Source organism: Pontibacter actiniarum, from assembly GCF_003585765.1.
Lineage (GTDB): Bacteria > Bacteroidota > Bacteroidia > Cytophagales > Hymenobacteraceae > Pontibacter > Pontibacter actiniarum.
The window spans coordinates 4,317,301-4,337,725 of the sequence record NZ_CP021235.1 but is presented as its reverse complement, the minus strand read 5'-3'; the positions used below and the strand labels follow the sequence as shown (position 1 = coordinate 4,337,725).

General features: G+C 48.7%; 21 protein-coding genes and 2 tRNA genes. 13 read left to right on the top strand and 10 right to left on the bottom strand.

Annotation, left to right across the window (positions count from 1 at the left end; genetic code table 11):
* Positions 1–5 precede the first annotated feature (5 nt).
* Positions 6–749 carry a T9SS type A sorting domain-containing protein gene (locus CA264_RS18710; protein ID WP_025608920.1) on the bottom strand — a complete coding sequence of 248 codons (744 nt, stop codon included), beginning with the start codon at positions 747–749 and terminating at the stop codon, positions 6–8.
* 206 nt (positions 750–955) lie between these two features.
* On the opposite strand from CA264_RS18710, the gene CA264_RS18705 reads away from it, so the two are divergent.
* The 11 genes from CA264_RS18705 (at position 956) to rodA (ending at position 11,474) form a co-directional block, all read left to right on the top strand.
* A complete protein-coding gene (locus CA264_RS18705) occupies positions 956–1,378 on the top strand; it encodes a Fur family transcriptional regulator (RefSeq protein ID WP_025608919.1) in 423 nt (140 codons plus the stop codon).
* 97 nt (positions 1,379–1,475) lie between these two features.
* The gene (locus CA264_RS18700) at positions 1,476–1,982 is read left to right on the top strand and encodes a PaaI family thioesterase (RefSeq protein ID WP_237151142.1); all 507 of its coding nucleotides are present in this window, start codon (positions 1,476–1,478) and stop codon (positions 1,980–1,982) included.
* 69 nt (positions 1,983–2,051) lie between these two features.
* Positions 2,052–2,876 (top strand): HAD family hydrolase, encoded by an 825-nt coding sequence (locus tag CA264_RS18695; RefSeq protein WP_025608917.1) that lies wholly within the window; start codon positions 2,052–2,054, stop codon positions 2,874–2,876.
* 145 nt (positions 2,877–3,021) lie between these two features.
* The gene (locus tag CA264_RS18690) at positions 3,022–3,405 is read left to right on the top strand and encodes an SRPBCC domain-containing protein (RefSeq protein ID WP_025608916.1); all 384 of its coding nucleotides are present in this window, start codon (positions 3,022–3,024) and stop codon (positions 3,403–3,405) included.
* Positions 3,406–3,488: 83 nt separating this feature from the next.
* Positions 3,489–4,076 carry a phosphoribosylglycinamide formyltransferase gene (purN, locus tag CA264_RS18685; protein ID WP_025608915.1) on the top strand — a complete coding sequence of 196 codons (588 nt, stop codon included), beginning with the start codon at positions 3,489–3,491 and terminating at the stop codon, positions 4,074–4,076.
* Positions 4,077–4,112: 36 nt separating this feature from the next.
* Entirely contained in the window at positions 4,113–5,636 is a 1,524-nt protein-coding gene (gene purH / locus CA264_RS18680; protein ID WP_025608914.1) for a bifunctional phosphoribosylaminoimidazolecarboxamide formyltransferase/IMP cyclohydrolase, read from the top strand.
* Positions 5,637–5,937: 301 nt separating this feature from the next.
* Positions 5,938–6,963, top strand: a complete 1,026-nt coding sequence (locus tag CA264_RS18675; protein ID WP_025608913.1) for a rod shape-determining protein — start codon at positions 5,938–5,940, stop codon at positions 6,961–6,963.
* A 9-nt stretch (positions 6,964–6,972) separates the two neighbouring features.
* Positions 6,973–7,839 (top strand): rod shape-determining protein MreC, encoded by an 867-nt coding sequence (gene mreC / locus CA264_RS18670; RefSeq protein ID WP_025608912.1) that lies wholly within the window; start codon positions 6,973–6,975, stop codon positions 7,837–7,839.
* Positions 7,829–8,362, top strand: a complete 534-nt coding sequence (locus tag CA264_RS18665) for a hypothetical protein (RefSeq protein ID WP_025608911.1) — start codon at positions 7,829–7,831, stop codon at positions 8,360–8,362. The genes mreC and CA264_RS18665 overlap by 11 nt, the downstream gene beginning before the upstream one ends.
* Positions 8,359–10,185, top strand: a complete 1,827-nt coding sequence (gene mrdA / locus CA264_RS18660) for a penicillin-binding protein 2 (RefSeq protein WP_025608910.1) — start codon at positions 8,359–8,361, stop codon at positions 10,183–10,185. The genes CA264_RS18665 and mrdA overlap by 4 nt, the downstream gene beginning before the upstream one ends.
* Positions 10,149–11,474 carry a rod shape-determining protein RodA gene (gene rodA, locus CA264_RS18655; protein ID WP_025608909.1) on the top strand — a complete coding sequence of 442 codons (1,326 nt, stop codon included), beginning with the start codon at positions 10,149–10,151 and terminating at the stop codon, positions 11,472–11,474. The genes mrdA and rodA overlap by 37 nt, the downstream gene beginning before the upstream one ends.
* Before the next feature lie 6 nt (positions 11,475–11,480).
* Here the strand turns inward: rodA and CA264_RS18650 are convergent, their stop codons facing one another.
* Entirely contained in the window at positions 11,481–12,587 is a 1,107-nt protein-coding gene (locus CA264_RS18650; protein ID WP_071784632.1) for an acyltransferase family protein, read from the bottom strand.
* Between the two features lie 561 nt (positions 12,588–13,148).
* Positions 13,149–14,003 carry an HNH endonuclease signature motif containing protein gene (locus CA264_RS18645; protein WP_025608907.1) on the bottom strand — a complete coding sequence of 285 codons (855 nt, stop codon included), beginning with the start codon at positions 14,001–14,003 and terminating at the stop codon, positions 13,149–13,151.
* Positions 14,004–14,690: 687 nt separating this feature from the next.
* Between CA264_RS18645 and CA264_RS18640 the strand changes: the two genes are divergently transcribed.
* Both CA264_RS18640 and CA264_RS18635 read left to right on the top strand, forming a co-directional pair.
* On the top strand, positions 14,691–15,059 hold the full coding sequence (locus tag CA264_RS18640; RefSeq protein WP_025608906.1) for a hypothetical protein: 369 nt from the start codon (positions 14,691–14,693) through the stop codon (positions 15,057–15,059).
* Positions 15,060–15,171: 112 nt separating this feature from the next.
* On the top strand, positions 15,172–15,390 hold the full coding sequence (locus CA264_RS18635; RefSeq protein ID WP_025608905.1) for a hypothetical protein: 219 nt from the start codon (positions 15,172–15,174) through the stop codon (positions 15,388–15,390).
* A gap of 48 nt (positions 15,391–15,438) precedes the next feature.
* Here CA264_RS18635 and CA264_RS18630 read toward each other — a convergent pair whose 3' ends face one another.
* The 7 genes from CA264_RS18630 to CA264_RS18600 all read right to left on the bottom strand — a co-directional run bounded on the left by CA264_RS18630 (position 15,439) and on the right by CA264_RS18600 (position 20,119).
* Positions 15,439–16,419 (bottom strand): phage/plasmid replication domain-containing protein, encoded by a 981-nt coding sequence (locus CA264_RS18630; RefSeq protein WP_157593745.1) that lies wholly within the window; start codon positions 16,417–16,419, stop codon positions 15,439–15,441.
* Complete coding sequence (locus CA264_RS18625) at positions 16,403–16,786, bottom strand: hypothetical protein (RefSeq protein WP_157593744.1); 384 nt, start codon at positions 16,784–16,786, stop codon at positions 16,403–16,405. Before CA264_RS18625 ends, CA264_RS18630 begins: the two co-directional genes overlap by 17 nt.
* 146 nt (positions 16,787–16,932) lie before the next feature.
* On the bottom strand, positions 16,933–17,238 hold the full coding sequence (locus CA264_RS18620) for a helix-turn-helix domain-containing protein (protein WP_025608902.1): 306 nt from the start codon (positions 17,236–17,238) through the stop codon (positions 16,933–16,935).
* 138 nt (positions 17,239–17,376) lie between these two features.
* On the bottom strand, positions 17,377–18,582 hold the full coding sequence (locus CA264_RS18615) for a hypothetical protein (protein ID WP_025608901.1): 1,206 nt from the start codon (positions 18,580–18,582) through the stop codon (positions 17,377–17,379).
* 2 nt (positions 18,583–18,584) lie between these two features.
* The gene (locus CA264_RS18610) at positions 18,585–19,679 is read right to left on the bottom strand and encodes a site-specific integrase (protein WP_025608900.1); all 1,095 of its coding nucleotides are present in this window, start codon (positions 19,677–19,679) and stop codon (positions 18,585–18,587) included.
* Positions 19,680–19,881: 202 nt separating this feature from the next.
* Positions 19,882–19,965, bottom strand: a tRNA-Leu gene (locus CA264_RS18605).
* An 81-nt stretch (positions 19,966–20,046) separates the two neighbouring features.
* Positions 20,047–20,119: transfer RNA gene (locus CA264_RS18600), tRNA-Gly, on the bottom strand.
* Positions 20,120–20,425 lie beyond the last annotated feature (306 nt).

The window sequence follows — 20,425 nt, the reverse complement described above, 5'->3', positions numbered from 1 at the left end:
GGAAATTATCTTACGATCAGGCGGCTCGACGCCACGTCATCTTCTGCAAACACTTTAACGAAGTAAGTACCGCGGGCATAGTCCTGTGTGTTGATCTCCACTATCCCGTTTGCCTTGCTTACCTCCAGCACCTTGCGGCCCAGCATATCCACCACAGCCACGCTGGCGTTGCGGATCTGGCCCAGGTTAAGCCGCACAGCCCCTTCCGAAACAGTAGGGTAAACGGCTACGCGCGTGCCACCGATCATATCGTCGATGCCGGCTACCGTGCCCACCTGCACACTTTCGTCCAGCCTGGCCAGGTCGGTGCCGTCCCTGCGGCGCAGGGTTAGTTTATAACCGTACACGCCTTCTTCGGCAAAGTTAATTTTAAAGTACTCCCGGTAGTTTCCCTCCATCTTCTCGCCCTTCGGAGGGCCAACCATGGCAAAGCCGGCTTCGTTAAACTCCACCTGAGAGTAAGTGGCCTCCTCCTCATTCTGGGCCTCCCTGTTGGAGTTGTAAAGCAGTGTGAAATTATCGCGAAGCTCCGGGTTCAGCAGCTGTATCTCCAGGTTTACGCTATCGCCCAGATAGTCGTACGGCCTCACGAACACCTGCCACAGGTAGTCTTCGCCTACCTCCAGGTTCTCGTAAGTGTCCAAGGTGCCGTCAATCGTCGGCTCCTGGATGGTTGACTGTGCTTGGCTGGTGCCAATTGCCAGGGCAAGCGCTATAATGGTTAAATAAGCATGTAGAGTTGCTTTCATTGTAAGAACTTATAATGATGTAACTAATGGATATAACTATTCAGCACTAGGTGTAACTTTAAATTTCATACGTAAGCGGTACGATTTTGCTTGCCTTTTTCTATACTTTTTTTACTATATACTATTTGCCCTTTTTTGCATTTTATGTTTTATGAGGATAAACCTGTATATTTGAAGGCTGCTGAGGACAGTGAATGTTAGAGAAAATGGAAAAAGCGCAACAGCTGTTATTGGACTATGGTTTACGCAAAACTGGATGCCGCCAGGAGGTGCTGCGCCAGTTTCTACATAACGGCCACGCCCTGTCTCACGCCGACCTGGAACGGCTCATCGGCGACCGCTACGACCGCGTCACCATTTACCGCACCCTGTACTCTTTCGAGGGGAAAGGGCTAATCCACAGCATTAACGATGTCAGTGGGGCTGTGAAGTTTGCCCTCTGCCAGGAAGAGAGCTGCTCCCGCCAGCACCACCACGACAACCACGTCCACTTTAGCTGCACTGCCTGCAGCCAGACGTTCTGCCTGAACGAAGTACACATCCCCCCTATTTCGCTGCCGCAGGGGTACCAGGTGGAGCGCATGCATTTCTCAGCCGAAGGCATCTGCAAAGACTGCAGCACCCGCTAAGCAAGGCTTTATACTTTTATTTACCTATATTTATACTTGCTGCACTTCCCCTTTCCCCAAGGCGGGCGGGAACACGGCAAGTATAAACGATAGCATCATGAAAGCACCTAAAGATAAAGCCGCTGAGTTCCGCCAGATGGTGGCCTCGCCTGTTAAGTTCCGCCTGTTTATGCTGGCCAAACTGCCCATGGCCTACATGGCCGACCTGCGGGTCGCCTCTATTTCCGAGGAGCGCGCCACTGTTACCATCCCGTACAAGTACCTCAACAAAAACCCGTTCAGCTCCATCTACTTTGCCTGCCTGAGCATGGCTGCCGAGCTGTCGACGGGGGTGCTGTGTATGATGCACGTGCACAAGTCGACCCCGGCGGTGTCAATGCTGGTGGTGCACATGGAAGCCGATTTCACCAAAAAGGCTGTGGGCAAAATAACGTTCAGCTGTGAGGATGGGAAGCAAATACAGGAAGCCATCGACAAGACGAAGGCCACCGGAGAGGGTGTTACGGTAATAGCAACCAGCATAGGCCGCAACGAGGCGGGCGAGCAGGTGGCCACCTTCCGCTACACCTGGTCGCTGAAGGCCAAGAGCAAGCAGCTGGCCTGAAGTTGATTAGCTTTTGGGCCGCTATACTTGTAACTTGCACCCGCAACCATACAGGTGACTTTATCCCACATGAAATTCCGAGCCATTTGCACTGACATAGACGGCACACTGCTGAACAGCGAGCGCCAACTCTCGCAGCGCACCATCGACACGATCAAAAGCTTAGACACAGACGTACCCGTAATCCTGGCCTCCTCGCGCATGCCGAGCGCCATGCGCCACCTGCAGCAGGAGCTGGGCATCCTGCACCACCCACTCATTTGCTTTAACGGTGGCTATGTGATCTACTTCGAGGACGGCAAGACAGCACCCGTGCAGCTGGACTCCGTGCAGATAACTCCTTCGGTCTGCCAAACCATTCACGACTTTGCCAAAGGGACCGACCTGCACGTGAGCCTTTACGAGCAGGACAACTGGTATGTGCCACAGTTCGACTATTGGGCAGAGCGGGAGAAGAACAACACCAAAGTCTCGCCTAAAGTAGCGGAGCTGGCCCCAATACTCGAAAACTGGCACCAGGCGGAGACCGGGGCACATAAAGTAATGTGCATGGGCCCGGCCGATGAGATTGACGCCTTGCAACAGGAGCTAACCACCAACTATGTTGGCCAGGTACACGCTTACCGCTCCAAAGACACCTACCTGGAGATCGCCCCGCGCGCCATCTCTAAAGCCACCGCACTGGAGCTCGTGCTGCAAGACCGCTTTAACATAGCCCTGCACGAGGTGATGGCCTTCGGCGACAACTACAACGACATAGACATGCTGCAGGCTGTGGGCATGGGCGTAGCCGTGGGCAACGCCCGCGAAGAAGTAAAAGCCGTAGCCGATAACGTTACCCTGAACAGCATAGACGACGGTGTAGCCGTAGCTATAGAGAGGTATTGGAAGTAACTTTTAGACATAAGTAGTAAGACTCAGGACACAAGACTTTATCATAAAGCAATTTCTGCCTTAAACACTTATAAGCTCTTTTTTCAAGTATACCGAAAGAAGTCTTGGGTCTTGATACCTGTGTCTTACATCCTTTTAAAGAACCATGAAAGACTACAAGAAATACTACATCATCCCTGCCGAGCCGGAGGAGGTGTACATCGCCCTGACGAACCCGCAAACACTGCAACTCTGGACCGGAGAGCCGGCCGAGATGTCTACGGAGCCGGGCTCGGAGTTTTCGCTTTGGGAAGGCAGCATCACCGGAAAGAACTTGGAGTTTGAGGAAGGCAGGATGCTGGTGCAGCAGTGGTACTTCGGGGAGCAGGAGGAGCGGTCCATCGTTACGATCAAACTGCACCCGCACAAGTACGGCACCTCGGCCGAGCTGCGCCACCTGAACATCCCCGACGAAGCCTACGAAGACATTACCGAAGGCTGGGATGAGGCGTACTTTGCCGCGCTGATCGACTTTTACGAAGGGGAGTAAGCAGTCTGTATCTTTTATACTTCTTTGCTTAGCATCTATGGCATAACCCGCTATATTTGCAGCTTCATTACAAGACCGTACTTTTGGAACCTAAGGATAAGAAAAACATAGTCATTTTCGCTTCGGGGTCAGGGAGCAATGCGCAGCGGCTGCTGGAGCACTTTGAGCACCACCCTGAGATTCGTGTGGCCGCCCTGTTCTCCAACAACCCGAAAGCGTATGCCCTCAAAAGAGCCGAGACCTTCCACGTCCCGGCTCTTTTGTTTTCCAGGGATGAGTTTTACAACACCGGCAAGGTGCTGGAGCAGGTGCAGTCCTTTGCCCCCGACCTGATCGTGCTGGCCGGCTTTCTGTGGCTGGTGCCGCTGAACCTGCTGCGCGCCTTCCCGAACCGCATCATCAACATACACCCTGCCCTGCTGCCCAAGTATGGAGGCAAAGGCATGCACGGAATGCATGTGCACACGGCCGTTCTTCAGGCGCAGGAGCCGGAGTCGGGCATCACCATCCACTACATAAACGAGGAGTACGACAAAGGCGAGTTTATACTTCAGGAGCGCTGCCCGGTGCAAGCCACCGACACCCCCGAAGAACTGGCTGCCCGCGTGCTGCAGCTGGAGCACCGGCACCTGCCGGAGGTGGTAGAGAAGCTGCTGCTCGAGAAGGCTTAAACTAAAAACCAATAATCAACCAATACCTTCATTCCCATGCAACCCGTTAAAATTAAGTCCGCACTGATCTCGGTGTACTACAAAGACCGCCTGGAGCCACTGGTGGAGCTGCTGAAGCAACACGGCGTCACCATTTACTCTACCGGCGGCACGCAAACCTTCCTGGAGGAGCAAGGCGCAAACGTAGTGGCCGTAGAAGACCTGACCGACTACCCGTCTATCTTCGGTGGCCGCGTGAAAACGCTGCACCCGAAGGTGTTCGGCGGTATTCTGCACCGCCGCGACAACGACAGCGACCTGTCGGAGCGCGAGAAGTATGAAATCCCGCCGATTGACCTGGTGGTGGTGGACCTCTACCCGTTCGAGGAAACCGTCGCGTCAGGTGCATCAGAGGCAGATGTGATCGAGAAAATAGACATCGGCGGCATTTCACTTATCCGTGCGGCTGCCAAGAACTTCAAAGATGTACTGATCGTCTCTTCCAGAGAGCAGTATGGCGAGGTAGTAGAGCTGCTGCAGGAGAAAAACGGTGCCACCGACCTGGAAGACCGCAAGCGCTTCGCCGCCAAGGCCTTCAACGTGTCTTCGCACTACGACACCCACATCTTCAACTACATGAATGCCGGTGAGGAAACGCAGGCCTTTAAACAGAGCGTACAGCACAGCACACCGCTGCGCTACGGCGAAAACCCGCATCAGAAAGGTACTTTCTACGGTAAGCTGGAGGACCTGTTTGAGCAGCTGAACGGCAAGCAGCTGTCTTACAACAACCTGGTGGACGTAGACGCCGCCGTGGCCCTGGCCGCGGAGTTCGAGGAACCGGTGGTAGCCATCCTGAAGCACACCAACGCCTGCGGCTGCGCCACTGGCGAGACCATGAAAGAGGCCTACCTGAATGCCCTGTCCTCTGACCCGGTATCAGCTTTCGGCGGAGTGCTCATCGCCAACCGCACCATTGACATGGCCGTGGCCGAGGAACTGAACAAACTCTTCTTCGAGGTGCTGATCGCGCCGGAGTTCGACGAGGAGGCGCTGGCCCTCTTAAAGACAAAGAAAAACCGCATTCTGCTGAAGCAAAAACCGGTGGAGCTGCCAACCAAACTGTTTAAGACGCTGCTGAACGGCGTGATAGAGCAGGACAAGGATTTGGCAACCGAGACAGAGGCCGACTTTAAGACCGCCACCAAGCGCCAGCCTACTGCCGAGGAGAAAAAGGCATTGGTGTTCGCCGCCAAGGTGTGCAAGCACACCAAGTCCAACACCATCGTGCTGGCGACGGATAAAATGATGTTCTCCAGCGGCGTGGGCCAAACCTCCCGCGTGGACGCCCTGCGCCAGGCCATTGAAAAGGCCAACAGCTTCGGCTTCGACGTGAGCAAAACCGTGATGGCTTCCGATGCTTTCTTCCCGTTCCCGGACTGTGTGGAGATTGCCGATAAAGCGGGAATTAAGGCGGTAGTGCAGCCGGGCGGCTCTATCAAAGACCAGGACTCCATCGACTACTGCGATGCCCACGGCATGGCTATGGTGATGACCGGCGTGCGCCACTTCAAGCACTAAGCGATCAAAATATAATTTTACTTATTGATTTAAATCCCCGGCCTCGCTAAAAAGCCGGGGATTTTTTGTGCCCGCCAGGCAACTCCGAACGCCACGCTCAATTTACCGCTTCAACCTGCGTTAGATACCTGAACAGGCACATTCGCCTGTTTTGTACAAAAAAAAAATTTTTATTCAGGACACAGAAGAGTACTTACATTATTAATTCCACTGAAATTCACTAATTTTGCCGCAAGTTTTTGATTAGAAATATTGTATACAGAAAATATAACAGGCAACCGCGCGCCGTTCATACTTCACCATGGGACTATTTAATTTCTTAACCAGCGATATAGCCATTGACTTGGGTACCGCCAATACCCTGATCATCCACAACGATAAAATTGTAGTAGACGAGCCTTCTATCATCGCCGTGGATCGCACCACTGGCCGGGTGCTGGCCATTGGCCGCAACGCCATGCAGATGCACGAGAAGACACACGAGAACATCAAAACCATCCGCCCGCTGAAGGATGGGGTGATCGCCGACTTCCACGCCGCTGAGGAGATGATCCGCGGCATGATCAAGATGATCGACACGGGCCGTCGCCTGTTTCAGCCTTCGCACCGCATGGTTATCTGTATCCCTTCGGGTATCACGGAGGTGGAGAAACGTGCCGTGCGCGACTCTGCGCAGCACGCAGGTGCCAAGGAAGTATGGATGATCCAGGAGCCGATGGCCGCCGCGATCGGTATTGGCATCGACGTGGAGCAGCCGATCGGCTCCATGATCGTGGACATCGGGGGTGGTACAACGGAGATTGCCGTCGTAGCCCTGTCCGGCATCGTGTGCGACCAGTCTATCCGCATTGCCGGTGACGTGTTTACCAAGGATATCCTGGACTACATGCGCCGCCAGCACAACCTGCTGATCGGGGAGCGCTCAGCCGAGAAAATCAAGATAGAGGTTGGCGCAGCGCTGACCGAAATAGAAAACCCTCCTGCTGATTACGAGATCCGCGGCCGCGACCTGATGACGGGTATCCCGAAGGTGATCAAGGTAACCTACCAGGAAATTGCCATTGCCCTCGACAAGTCGGTTTCCAAGATAGAGGAGGCTGTGCTGAAGGCGCTGGAGATCGCGCCGCCGGAGCTTTCTGCCGACATCTACGACAACGGTATTCATCTGACAGGCGGTGGCGCTCTGCTGCGCGGCCTGGACAAGCGCTTGGCTGCCAAAACCAAGCTGCCGATCCACATCGCCGAAGACCCATTAAGAGCGGTAGTGCGTGGCACAGGCGCCGCCATCAAGAACATAGAAGGATTTAAGAACGTCCTGCTAACCTAACAGGGCTACATGCGGAATCTATTTGCATTTTTTTACCGGTTCCGTGCGTTCCTCGTGTTCTTGTTGCTGGAGGTGCTGTGCGTGTACCTGATCGTGCGTTACAATACGTACCAGGGCGCAGCGTTTTTTAACTCGGCAAACAACTATGTGGGGCAGGCACTGGAGTTCCAGAGCGGTATCACGGACTATTTCCGTCTGGCGAGCGTCAACCAAACGCTCGCCAGCGAGAATGCGCAGCTGCGCCAGGAGCTGATGCTGCAGCGCCAGTTGGCTGCGGCCGACAGCTCCGCCAGCATGGACAGCACCTACTATGCCGCCACCGACTCCAGCAGGGCCCACCCTTTTATCCTGCACGCAGGCCGGGTGATCAACAACTCCGTGCGCCGGATGAACAACTACCTGACCATTGCCGCCGGCACAGCCGACGGTGTGCAACCCGGCATGGGCGTGGTGGCGCCCAACGGGGTGGTGGGGCGCGTGAAAACGGTGTCGCAGCACTACGCCACGGTCACCTCGCTGCTGCACTCCCAAATGCTGGTTTCCGCGAAGATTAAGAAGAGCGATACCTTCGGCACGATAAAGTGGACGGGCGGCAACTACCGCACGGCACTGCTCGACTACATTCCGCTGCACATTAAGCCGGTGAAGGGCGACACTATCGTGACGAGCGGCTTTAACACGGTCTTTCCGGAGGGCATCATGGTCGGCACGATCAGCTCAATCGAGAAGGAGCCCGACAAAAGCTTCTACACCATTAAAGTAAAGCTGGCCGTGGACTTCGCGCAGCTTTCTTATGTGTATGTGGTGGAGAACACCCTAAAAGAGGAGCGTGACACGCTGGAACAAAACGCAGGCATCATTACCGATGAACAGTAGCTTTGGCTTAAAATATATCGCCCAGTTTTTTTTGTTTGTGGCCCTGCAGATTCTGCTGATGGACAGCCTGGTGCTCTACAGCACCGGCTTTTGCTTTATCTACATTGCCTTCCTCCTTTTCTTACCCCTGAGTATCAACCGGGTATGGCTGCTCGTGCTCGGCTTTATAGTTGGGTTTACCGTGGACATGTTTTATGACACGATGGGCATACACGCGGCGGCAAGCGTGCTGCTGGCCTTTTTAAGGCCGCACGTATTGAACCTTCTGACGCCGCGCGATGGTTACGACAGTGGCGATGCCGTGAACATACACACGATGGGCTGGCGCTGGTTTTTGGCTTATACGTTTACCCTGGTGCTGATACACCATACGGCTGTCTTCTTTCTGGAGACCGTTACGTTTCAGACGGCGTGGTACACGATCGTAAAAATCCTGCTCAGCACCCTCTTTACAGGTATCGTCATGGTTATCCTACAACTTCTGTTCTTCTCACCTAAGCGAGAGCGAATAGATTACCGATGAAATACTTAGAAAACAGAAAGTACATCATTCAGGGCATCTACCTGCTGGTAGGCATCGTGTTTGCCCTCCGCCTTTTCTACATCCAGGTAGTGGACAGCAGCTACAAGCAGGCCGCTGAGACCAATGCCATCAAGGCAATCGTGCAGTATCCTTTCCGGGGCCTCATCTATGACCGCAACGGAAAGCTGCTGGTGCAAAACACCCCAGTCTACGACCTGATGGTGATCCCGAAGGACGTAAAGAACCTGGACACGCTACGCCTGGCGGAGCTGGTTAAGCTTCCGCTGGAGGATGTGCGCGAGCGCCTGAAGCATGCCCGCGCCTACTCCTATGTGCAGCCCTCGCCGTTTTACCAGAAGCTAAGCACCCAGGAGTTCGCCTATATCCAGGACAACCTTATCGACTTCCCCGGCTTCTTTATCAATGCCCGTACGGCTCGCGGCTATCCGCACCAGAGCCTGGCGCATGCCTTGGGCTATATCGCAGAAATCAGCCCGAAGCAGTTGGAAGACTCCACCTACCGCGGCTACCGCCCCGGCGACTACATTGGCAAGAGCGGTATTGAGCTGGAGTATGAGCCTTACCTGATGGGCAAGCGCGGGGTAAAGTACAAAATGGTGAACGTGCGCGGCGTGGAGAAGGGCTCTTTCCGCGACGGTGCCTTTGACACACTGGCCATTGCCGGCAAAAACCTCATCAGCACCATCGACCTGGACCTGCAGGCTTACGGAGAGTACCTGATGAACGGGGCCAAGGGCAGTGTGGTGGCCATAGAGCCAGCCACGGGCGAGGTGCTGGCCTACGTGTCGTCGCCGTTCTACGACCCGAACCTGTTTACCGGCAAGGAGTACGGCAAGAACTACATGGCCCTGCTAAACGAGCCGAACAAAACCATGTTTAACCGCCCCATCATGGCGAGCAGCAACCCACCTGGCTCCATCTTTAAGCTGGCACAGGCACTGGTGGCACTTCAGCAGGGCGTTATTACCCCCAATACAGGTTACCCCTGCAACCAGAGCCTGGTAAAGTGCTCGCACGCGCACCAGGCTCCCTCTAACCTCTCCATCGCCATCAAGACCTCCTGCAACCCTTATTTCTACCAGGTGTTCCGGGCGATCGTGAACCAGGGAAAGTCGGGGAACACCTTTAAGGACACCTCTATTGGCCTGGCCGACTGGCGCGAGCAGATTACCAGTTTCGGCTTCGGCACGAAGCTGGGCATCGACCTGCCAAACGAGAAGAGCGGCATCATTGCCTCCCCGGCCATGTACGATAAAGTGTATGGCGAGAACCGCTGGAAGTTCTCCACCATTTACTCCCTCAGCATCGGCCAGGGCGAGCTAGGGGTAACACCGTTGCAGATGGCAAACTTTATGGCCATTCTGGCGAACCGGGGCTACTATGTGGCGCCGCACGTGATCCGCTCCATCGGAGAGAACGGCAAGCCGCTTCCGGAGTATCAGAAACGCCACTACACAAGTATCGATGCCAAGCATTTTGAGCCGGTAGTAGACGGTATGGCTGCCGTGGTTGAGTCTGGCACGGGGCGTAATGCCAGCCTGGCCAACCTGGGTATTGCCGTGTGCGGCAAAACAGGCACGGCCCAGAACCCACAGGGCAAGGACCATGCGGTGTTTGTGGCCTTTGCACCGAAGGACAACCCGAAAATTGCAATCGCGGTGTACGTGGAAAACGCTGGCTTCGGTGCGCAGTCCGCAGCGCCAATTGCCGGCCTTATGATGGAAAAGTATCTAACAGACTCTGTGTCTAGAAAATCAGTGGAAAAATGGGTGTTGAGCAGAAAGTACTTGGAAATAGATTAGTCGGCGCGCCTACCGTTCGCCGCTCCTCCCGCCTGCTCACCCCGCATATGGACTGGGTGACAGTGCTGCTGTACTTCCTGCTGGTGGCCCTGGGGTGGATGAACATCTACGCCGCCGTGTACAGCCCGGACAACGTGGTGAACATCCTGAGCTTCGACATTAACTCCGGAAAGCAGCTGGCCTGGATCGGCGCCTCTTTTCTGCTGATCCTGGTGCTGCTCGTGGTAGACTACAAAGTATACGAGCACCTTGCCTACCCTATTTACGGCTTTGTGATATTGCTGCTGCTGGTTACGCTGGCGATCGCCAAGCCTATTGCCGGGTCGCGCTCCTGGCTGGATCTGGGCGCCGGCATACGCCTGCAGCCTGCCGAGCTGGCGAAGTTTGCCACGGCTCTCGCAGCCTCCAAGTTCCTGGGGAGCGTGAATCTGCGCCAGCAGAACTTCAAGGACCAGATGAAGCTAGCGGCTATTACGCTGCTGCCGCCGGCCATTATCATCCTGCAGAACGAAACAGGCTCGGCGCTTGTATTCGCAGCCTTTGTGCTGGCGTACTTCCGGGAAGGCATGTCGCCGCTCATACTTATTGTCGGCGGATCGGCTGCGGCCATCTTCATACTTACGCTGCTCATCCCCAAGCTCTACCTTATCGCCGGCATCACGGTGCTAATGGCGCTGGCCACCTGGCTGGACTACCGCCTGCTGCAACGCTTCAAAACCATGATTCTGCTCTGGGGTATTGTGGTGGGGATGGTCTTCAGTGTGGACTTCTTTGTGAACGACGTGCTGCAGCCGCACCAGCAGAACCGTATCAAAGCGCTTATCAACCCGGAGGCTGACCCGCTCGGCTACGGGTGGAACGTAACGCAGTCAAAGATCGCGATTGGGTCTGGCGGCTTCTGGGGCAAAGGCTTTCTGGAGGGCACCCAAACGAAGTTCGACTTTGTGCCGGAGCAAAGCACAGACTTTATCTTCTGCACCATCGGCGAAGAGCACGGTTGGATTGGCAGCACCGTCCTTATTGCGCTGTTTCTCTTGCTGCTGATCCGGATAGTGGCTATTGCGGAACGGCAGAAGTCCGTTTTTGCCCGCACCTACGGCTATTGCGTAGCTTCGATCATCTTCTTCCACTTTTTGGTGAACGTGGGCATGACGATCGGGCTGGCTCCTGTGGTAGGCATTCCCCTGCCCTTCTTCAGCTACGGAGGGTCTTCCCTGTGGTCTTTCACGATACTGCTGTTTATCCTGATAGCGATAGACGCGAACCGGGCCAAGGACCTGGCCCGCTAGAGCAGCCTATGGCGCCGAGGCTTTGTCGGCCTGCTTTAGCACCACCTCTTTGGCAGTTTTTGGGTCTGTAGCCTGAGGCGCCAGAGAGGTGGCAGCCTCGGCAGGCAGTGGCGCCGTACCCTTCTTGCGGTAAGGCAGCGGCCAGTTAATGCTCCAGCTCCAGGCTTTGAGGTAGTTTTTCAGGCTTCTGGACACTTGTTTTTCCACATACCTGTTGATAAGTGAGGCCAGGACGGCGATTCCTGCAAAAATGACGGCTACCAGCACCAGGTGCACCCAGATGTTTTCTGTGGGAAAGAGCTTGCGGAAGGCCAGCCCGATCTCCTGGTGCAGCAGGTAAAAGGGATACGAAATCTCTCCCATAAACAGCACCCACTTATACTTGCTCAGGAAAGCCAGTTTACCGGCCACCAACAGCGCGAAAACGCCAAAACAGGCGCAGATAACCAACACTTCCAGGGTATGGTTGTAATAGCTCAAGTGCGCCCCAAACGTGTACTGCGTGGTAACCACCAGGCACAGCAGCAGCCCGATCAGGTGCTCCAGCTTTAGCTTTTGCGCCATGTACACCTGGTAAAACAGAATGCCTGCCACAAACAGCCCAAAGTACTTCACCACATCCTGCAGGTTCTTTTGTAAACCGGAGTCCGGTTCTAGGAACAGGCCGCCAAAGGCCGCTAAAAGCATAAAGCCTCCCCAGAAACGCGGATGCCGCACAGTTCCGGTAACAAGCGCGCCGAACACAATGACATACAGCACCAGCTCCTCCGTTAAACTCCAGTAAGCTCCGTCAATGTTACGCTCCCCCAGGAACATCTGGAACATCGTCAGGTTATAGCCCAGTTGCTTTAGCGTCACCTCCTGCCCATCCAGCAGCAGCACGGTAAACGTGAGCAGCAGGCACACCCAGTAAGTTGGATATAACCGTGAAAAGCGGGCAATAACAAAGTCAGAGGAGGCTTTCACGTTGTTTGCCGTCAGGAAAATGACAAATCCCGAGATAATGAAAAACAGGTGCACCCCCAGGTAACCGTAATTGAACAGCTGGAAGTGAAACAGGAATACGCCAAAAGCAGCCAACCCGCGCAAAGCGTCCAATTCTTTTATTCTCATAGCGTAATGTTTCCCCGGCCGAGCCTCGCAGCCGGTAAGATGAGCAAAACCAAACTAACCGCTATATCTCATCATAGGAGTATAGATAATCGGTTATACACCCGACACCGAATCTTGTTACAAAAAGACTGGATTAATTCGGGAATATAATGTAGTGAGTGACACCAACTTAGCGCTGCATGCAAGAGCAGACGAGAAAGCCCCTTATACGTCGAAGGCACGAGGGGCTTTCCTGTTCTTCTGCACGTTGACTTCAATGAACAGCGCAGGACGAAGATGGCGCTTACGGTTGCTTTTCCGCTCGTTTTAGTGGAGGTGTAGTTTCAGGAAGTATGGGAATTGGGAGTGTCGAGGGCTATAAAAGCAAAAAGCCACCTAAAACAGTGTTTAGGTGGCTTTTTGTAAGTATCTGCAGAAGCAGATACAGTAAGATATGTACTAGGAGCGTGTATTTAACCCTATCGCTATTAAGCTTTACATCAACATCTTACAAACAAATAGCAAGCATTGAGTTACAAACGAGTTACATAAATACTGTTAAAAAGAATAAATTTAAGTCTTTTAACCCATATTTAAATTACAGTTTTTAAGTATCGAATTTGAAAACGCTCCACCCTTTGTAATTATGTTAGCATTCTCAATAATGAGCTTATTAAATGATAGTTGTTCTTTAATAATATTAAGAGCAATTCTGCCTGTGATTTTTCCCCCAAAATCCATGGTCAAAATTTCATTCCCAGATGGAGTTGTTATCCTTAATCCCTTCTTATCTCCATAGATCTTATAGCCTTCATAACTCATGTTTAGTTTATGCACAATGAACTTTTCATTTGGAACATTTTCTATCTGTAGAGCAATATCACCTTTCTTCTTCCTTATGGTTAATACCCTACCTTTACTCTCTATGTCCCAATTTTCAGCATTCCCGTACCAAATATTATCAACAATTTTAAGAGTTTGCTCTTCTTCATCATTTTGAAAATAAGCATGTAATTTATAGGGTTCACCCTTTAGAGCAGGAGGAAGAATTGATAGAAGGCTAACGTTATCAACCACAATCAAAAACATAGGATTGATAAAAGTAGAATTTCCTAGCTGAACTACAGGACTCTTTCTACCAAAGTCTAAGCTGTCAAAGGAGAACCCTTTTTGTCTACATCTAGGGTTTTTCATTGCTTCTTTAACAGTATCTTTGCTAAGTATACCTCTAGTCTTTTTAGAATGACAGCTTCCACAAAGCAATGTCATGTGCTTAGGGTTATGGCTTTGTGCTTCATGCCACTCTGGATTAACATGTTCATACTCACAAATAGCCTCCCCACAAATTACACAACCAAAACCTGAGTTTTTTCTTATCTTTCTTTTTACAGTCTCAGGGATAGTTCTAGAAAGTCCATACTTGTTGACTTTTGCCATTTACAAGTTCCTTTTAAAATATAAGTACAAGGTACAAAGATACATTATGTTATAGGTAGGCTGAAACTCAATCCCAGCCCTTTTTTATATGTAAGAAAACTCAGTATTTATAATGGCTAAAGGCTTTCACTGTTAATTCAGTAATATTAAAGGCGCGTGTGATAGGCAGAAATCAACTTCTTTTTATGGTTTCTGAAAACTCAACTCCTACCCCTGTACACACACATCTTTATGTCTAAAATCTCAGGTTTTCTCGTGTTCCAACATATTAGGCTGCTAAGATCTGCTAAGGTTTATCACTGTTTATTCACTGTTAATTTGCGCGTGTGATAAGGAGAAACTCAGTAAACACTATTTTATATGTATGAAAACTTAACTGTTATCATGTCTGCTATACACGGGAAAATGTTAAGTTTTGCTAAGTTCTAGCTACTAATAAGCCTTAAGAGTAAACGATAATCTGTAGTTGTCAATAATTATTACAGTCCATAACGCGCGTGTGTGCGTGTGATAGTGTAAAAATCTTTTAAGACTCTTTTTGGCGAGTTATAATATTTATCTTTCTAGGTTTATTTAGGCTAAAAGTCGATTTGATCGGTCTGATAAATTTAATTTAACAGATGTACTAATACTTACCTATATTTAGAATTCATATAACTTACATAAGTAGCAAACTCAAAATATAGTATGGGAATTTTTGGCTTTATACTCTGGATAGCGTTATGCTTTGCTGTTTCCTCTTTTGCAAAAGACAGGAACATTAGCAGTACTACAGCTTTCATTGTAGCACTTTTCTTAAGCCCTTTAGTTGGCTTTATAGTTGTGGCTTTATCATCTAAAAAGGCTCCTCATCAGTGGAAGGCTTATGTGGAAGCGGGTAAAAAGGCTGAGTATAAAGGCGAGTTCAAAGAAGCCGTTAATTACTACAAAGATGCTATGTATCACCTAGAGAATGATTACAGCAATCTAAGCGATAAAGATGAAGAAGTAAGAAATGGTAGATTAGATCAAATCAGAATGAAGATTGAAGAGCTAAACAAAAATATTATTAGTTAATAATCATACTGAAAGTTAATGTTTATATGTCGCTCACTTTTAAAGTGTATATTCAATTGATTAGGTTAAAATAACTAACATTGCACTGCAACATATTCCCTTTAAATGACTTATGAGAAAAATTATAGCACTTCTACTTATCGCTGTATCAGCTGGATGTCAGCAAGAAAATAAGACTTATCAAGTTAATGTTTTAGATGCCAGTGGAAGCCTTAGGGAATCCTATGTTACAAGTAATGTAGAGTATGACGGTTGCTTTGTCAGGTTCAAAGACTCTATCTCTGAGGAAGAGTATTCACTTTCAGGCAACATAGAAGTAAAAGAACTATAAATACTACTAAGTAAAAAGGCCTCTTTTATGGAGGCCTTTTTACTTAGTCTACCTGTAATACCGCCTTGCTCGCTCAATTTTGCTATTTAGCTCCTGTATAAGTTCAGGCTCTTCTGCTTTGCCTTTGGTGCTTACCATCTTCTTAAGATCGTTTCTAAGGTCGGTATAATACTTTTTGTGCTTAAATACTTTTTGCTCTTTCATTATTTCAATATGATGCAGTAGAGCTTCTAAACCTTTTTCCTGCACTGCCATGAGTAACAGTTGGTCTTTATAATCTTTTGGGGTGTGTATTTTACTTGTATCCATGTTTGTAAGTCCTAATTTGTCTATGTTATCATACTCTTTATACCAGCGATCATAAATACCCATATAAAACCGCTCATCTGTCAGGGTTTCAGGGGTAATCAGTGCCTGATTGAATTGTTTTTGCAGGCGGGCTGTATAGCTAATCTCAAATCTAAACAGGTTCTTACCTGCATAAGGATCAGGTATATGCACTCTGTTCTTTTTGCTTTCAGCTATCTTGTTATAGGCCTTTTTGCTCCTTTGGCTGTTCTGATAGCTTATGCTTTTTGGCTGTGTCAGGCGGGTATAGTAGGCACTTGGCCCAAATGAGGGATAGTACAGCTCTGGCTTATAGTCTGTAATAATGTTATGCCCTGCATCTATCCTTGTAACCTTTGCCTTATGTATAGGCAGGTGCAGGGTATCTGCTAACTGCTCTAAAGCTCTTATAGTATCTGAGCGGGTAAGGGTGTGCAGGTTAGTTCCTAAGTAGAACTTAGCCAAGCTGCCTGTAATACTTACCCCATAATCTGATACTCCTACTCTTATGTTACCTGCATAGCCTGTAACATAAAGTCTGCCTGTATCCTGCCTGTAGCTTTGTGATAGGTTGGTAAGGTATGGCAGGCAATCCCAAACAGAACCGCCTGCCATATCCATAGGTAAGAATAAGCTTATAGTACAGTACATATCGTTTATAAAAACTATAAATGAATACTGCTTACTATAAGCAACTACCATAATCAAAGAACGGCTTAGCCTGTGCCCTTAGCTGTTCTATCTCACTGTCTAACTCCCCATCTATCAGGCGTTGGTAGTAAGCCCCTGCTAAGTTCCTGCCGTTGGCTATTACCAGTACCTCTACTGTGGAAAGATCCTGATTAGTGATGAACAGGTAACAATCGTTTCTGTAGGGAAACAGCGGGTTAGGCTGCCTGTTGCTTAGGAGCCTGTTAGCGTTGGGGTATCCATAGCCAAACTCTGGAAAATCAGGATCTTCAAAGTAGCTGCTGGATAGATTTAGCTTACCGCTTGATAGTGCCCATTCTGCCAGGCGTTTGCTGTTAGCCTTTACAAACTCCCTTGCAGGTATCTTGTACAGGTACATTTGCCCTTTGGTGTTTATAAAATCTATTAACCCTGTATAGCCGCTGGGGTTGGTGTGGGCTGTGCAGTCTAAACGCGCTTTGCTTCTTATGCCGTGCTTTGCCTTTACCTCATCAGGCAGGCTCTCAAACTTAAAGTATGCCGCTATCATGCCTTAGCCCTCCCCATGTTCTTAAGTGCTACATAGGTTGCCGCCTGCTGTTCTATCTCATCAGCATTTACAGGCGTTACAGGGTTTCTTTGCAGCCATTGGTCTATGTCTGCCTTGTTGAAATAGATATGCTTACCCTGTGGCTTAAAGTGGGGTATCTGGGCGGTGTGGGTTAGCTTATACAGGTAACTCTTAGATAGCCCTGTATAGGCTGCCACTTCATCAAAATTGAATACTGTTTTTTGGCTAAGCAACAGGATTTCAATGTTGCTCAGTCTTTGCTCTACTTGTTGTAAGTCCATTTCTAAACTGTTTGAAAGTTAATGAAATGGATTAGCGCTAATCCTTTGTCTGTTATAACAATAGCAAAGTAAAGCAATCAAGTAAAGGCAAAGTATTTACATAGGACTTAGGTAATAGTAAAGGTAAAGTTGTAAAGGCTATTTGAGTTTAATTAAAACGCTATCTATAATTTGTTGTTTGGCTGGGGCTAAGCCAAATTGTTTAAGGTTCTGCTTAGTTTGCCTTAAAGTTTCAGGGTTGAACTGCTCTCCATTAGGTTTCACAAAACAAGTGGTTAGCCGTTTATAATTTGCCCGTTCTTCTTTTTCTATGAGCCAACCATTAGGCCATTCATTTGAACCCTGCAATTGTTGGATAAAGTGTAACAGCTCACTTGCATTGTCTTCATGCCATTTGATAGGCTTAGGCTCTATTTCTTGTAAAGGCTTAGCCGCAAACACCGCTTCAAACTGTTCTAATGTGGTGTCTTTATGTATTAGCTCCTTATCTATCAGAGCTTTGCATAGCTTTGGCAAGTCTTCATCATTACTTAGCCAGGTATAGCTTTTATTATTCTTAGGTAACAACTCCCTTGCATTAGTATTATGATTTGGTTCTGATTTATGTTTAGCCTTTACAGGTATATTAAATCCTGCCTGTCTTTGCAAAGTGTACCAATAGGGCTCAGCATTTTCTTTGTACTCGCTTAACTGCCCACTAATATGTAACAATTCATGAATATGTGGCTTTGCATCTTCTATAAATGTTGGCTCAGGCAACTTGTCAGAATCAGGATCATTAAACCATGTTAACCAATTTAAATATTTAGCCTTGACTATTACTTCAAAGGCAGTATTAGTATCCATGTAGTAATACCGTTCTGAACTAAGAGTATCTACAACCTCACTAGAACTAAGTTTGTTTCTTTCATCTACTCCTTTCAAGGCATTAGCATATACCTCAGGGTAGTTTTTTTTAATCTCTTGTAGTTCTAATTTTACTTTCTCAATTTCCTCAGCTAGCATATCCCTCTTCATTAAGGAGTGCCTGAATATATCTTTTATTGGATTGCTCCTATGCCATAGCTCATTAGTTAACATTTTAAGATATGCCAATGACTGCAATGAAGTTATCGCTATATATGAGGTAATACCTAATTCATTTTTATCATATAAACTATCCACTTCATCTGACTGTATTGCCCCATTATACCAATCCATATAACCTAGGGAGTATGTGCCTTTTGTTTCTACCCCTCTTTCAGGATACTCTGTGTAGCTTAAATCTTCATTTTCAATTTTCAGATCTTCTGGCAGTACTCCCCATAACAACCAGTCTTCCAAAGTATATTTTGATATATCCATGATTAAAAATTAAGGTCTGGCAAGGCGTTTACAGCCTGCGCTTTGCGCTCATCTGCAATGCTTATGTATTTCTGTGTGTGCTGTATGGAAGTGTGCCCTAAGAGCTGGGAAAGAGTTTTAATGTCATACCCTAATACAAGTATGTTGGTAGCAAAGGAATGGCGGGCACTATGCCAAGTAATACGTTTGTCTATACCTGCTCTGGCTACCCAATTTTTAATAGTTTTTACTGAGCCTTCAAAGGTTGGCAGGGTAAATACAGAGGTATCAGGCTTACCCCGCTCTCCAATCAATTTAAGGGCGTTCTGGTTAAGTTTAAGCCTCAGCACTTCCTTAGTCTTGTTCTGCACTACAAACAGCTCAGAATCGCTTATATCCTGCCATTTTAGGGCTTTAATATCTCCAAACCTTAAACCAGTGTTGCAGGCAAACAGAAAGGCGCGTTTTACCACTTCATTACCACAATGTGCAGCGGCTAACCTGCCTATTTCATCTAAGCCTAATACCCCCTTATTCATGCCCCCGCTTTTAAACTTTACTTTCTCAGGCAGCGGGTATTGAGGAAATAAGTTTTCTCTCATACCATGCTTTACCACTTTCTTAAAGCGGGTAAAATATGTTTGTGGCCCCTCTCCTGTCTGCTTAGCTTCTAAAAAATCCTTAAAAGCTAAGACAAGGTTTGGGGTAAGGTCTTTACAAGGCAGGCGGTCTGTACTGTGCTTATCTTTTAGGAACTCCTTAAACTTGTTTAGGCAGGCACTAAGTACCCTGTGATCTGCTTTTGTGTAGTGGCTTACAAAACTCTCATAGTACTTCACAAAATCTACTGTTCCCTGATTCTTTGAGGAAAGGTTTAAAGCCCCTGTTAGCAGTTCCTCTGTTCTTTTGGCTTTGATGCGCTGTGCAAGCTCCAAAACTGTACTGTTAGATTGTTTTTCCTGCTTATCCTTTGGTTTGGCTATCAGGTACAGTTTTAAGAACTCAAATTCCCTTACCCCATCATAGTAGAAGTCTAAGTATAAGCTTAGGTTACCATTCTTAAGCTTTTTCTCTCTAAGCTTTACTGGCTCTTTTGCAGTTTGTTTTTTCCCTTGCATTGCTCTTGTATTCCTTTATTATCCAATATAAAAAAATATACTGAATGGAGTTACAAGCGAGTTACAAACCAGTTACAAACAACATCAAAACAAAGGAAAAAGCAGGGTATATCAGGAAAGGGCTATAAAAGCAAAAAGCCGCTTAAAACAGTGTTTAAGCGGCTTTTGAAGTATATCTGCTTTTGCAGATTAGTACATTGAGTACCAGGAGCGGGAATCGAACCCGCACGGCCTTACGGCCACAAGATTTTAAGTCTTGCGTGTCTACCAATTCCACCATCCCGGCAGCTTCGGGCTATTCCCGAAGAGGTGGCCTTAAAAAACAAAGACGTTGCTTATCACAACGTCTTTTGTCTTTCTTTAAGCGAGCGGGAGACGGGATTCGAACCCGCGGCCTCGACCTTGGCAAGGTCGCGCTCTACCAACTGAGCTACTCCCGCTTTTTGTTTTTCTTTTTTCTAAACCGCCGTAGTGATTTAGTGATGCAAAGATAGAGACAAAATCTGAGATGTCAATACCCTCTTCATTTTTTTTCGTCTCCTTCAGCTTTTCCTACTGATTATCAGGGAGAAAAATTTAAAACTTTTTTCAATGCTTTCGTGCCGCCAGCCGCTGCACGTGTTTACAGGTGTAAATTTATACTTCCTCCGCCAGAAAACAAGGGCCAACGAGCACAAAAACACCCCAGTGGGAGCTAAGGCAAGTATAAAGGCGAAGCAGAACAGCCAGTTCCCACAGCTGTTCTG